Source organism: Vibrio sp. S12_S33 (assembly GCF_963889785.1).
Lineage (GTDB): Bacteria > Pseudomonadota > Gammaproteobacteria > Enterobacterales > Vibrionaceae > Vibrio > Vibrio aestuarianus.
In genome coordinates this window covers 1-1256 of the sequence record NZ_CAWPQZ010000154.1, presented here as the reverse complement: position 1 = coordinate 1256, position 1256 = coordinate 1, and the positions used below count along the sequence as shown (strand labels likewise).

Annotated in this window: 2 protein-coding genes; both read left to right on the top strand. The window is 32.5% G+C overall.

Annotated elements, in window-relative coordinates:
• Positions 1 to 249: hypothetical protein (locus AACW06_RS19605; RefSeq protein ID WP_238336765.1), on the top strand; the 249-nt coding region annotated here is incomplete at its 5' end.
• 427 nt (positions 250 to 676) lie between these two features.
• On the top strand, positions 677 to 1156 hold the full coding sequence (locus AACW06_RS19600) for a twin-arginine translocation signal domain-containing protein (protein ID WP_192076336.1): 480 nt from the start codon (positions 677 to 679) through the stop codon (positions 1154 to 1156).
• Positions 1157 to 1256: the final 100 nt, after the last annotated feature.

Below are 1256 nucleotides of genomic sequence, written 5' to 3'. Positions count from 1 at the left end.
CTTATTGTACTCCGCCCAGTTAGTTATCTTCTTTTTCGTTTTCCCCATGTCATCACCGCTCTTACCATCACAAAGGATCAGATCGCAGGACTTGGAAAAGGTTCAACTGATTTAGGCAACAACGCCGTCATAATCTGTTCCAGTATTGTGGGTACTATCAAAACAGATCAATCACTTAAAGTCATGTCCGAAAATTGGGGGCCACTTCTAACATCAAAAGGAAAACTTTTAATCCTAAGTATAACTTGAATAAATATCCATTAATGGAATAAATTATCAACATATCAATTTACAATTGATAGTATCAAGAAAATAAATGATATAATTAACACTAGTAACACTTATATCTTAGCAACGTCTCAATAAACTAGCATTGATTTTAAAAAAAATATAAACGTCATAACGTTATTCAAGTGAAAACCTAAAAATACCATTCAAAATAATTAATAACAAACTGATTTTTATAAACATTTAAATAAAAAAAATGTAAACAAACCATTAGCCTTAAAAATTAACAATCAGCAATAAATAACTTATCATTATTCTTCAAATTATAACCTTTTGTGAATTATGACTGAATTACTCTCATATGGGATTTAACAATGACCTATGGGATTTTATATATGGTCAATTAAAAAGCCAAGTCCAATATTCTATGGTTTAATCGAGGTATAACATGAGCTTAAAACTTAATATTTTTGGATCAAGTAAATTAGCTTCACTGAGTCGCAGGAGATTTTTAACTCACTCTTCTGCTACTATATTAACAGCAGCAGCAAGCACTATCATTCCTTGTTCGCTTAAGGCTGCACCATTTTTCTCGTCTAAGACATATAGTTCAATTATTGATTTTGAACATCTTGACAGTCTTAGTTTCTATACTAACTTTTCATATCAACCTATACTTGGCTTGAATCAAAACATAGCTTTTGAAAACCCAACAGATGAAGCCAGTTATATCGCCCATGTTATGTATCAAAACATAATGAAAAAAACCTTTCAGAATAAACATAATACATTATGTTCCGAACTCGGCGAGGCCGTGAAACCAAACCAAGATGTATTAGAAATGAGTGATGGTCGTTCAAGTGTATATGACGTTATGAATGCCTACAGCTCATACTTTTCGACGGCGTTGTTGATCAAATCAGTTTGAAGAACAATAACACCATATATGACTAGCCGTTAGCTTCTGACGGGCATACCTAGTCCTATGACTTTGTTTATAGCTTTAACATTCGCCATGATTTCGCCCA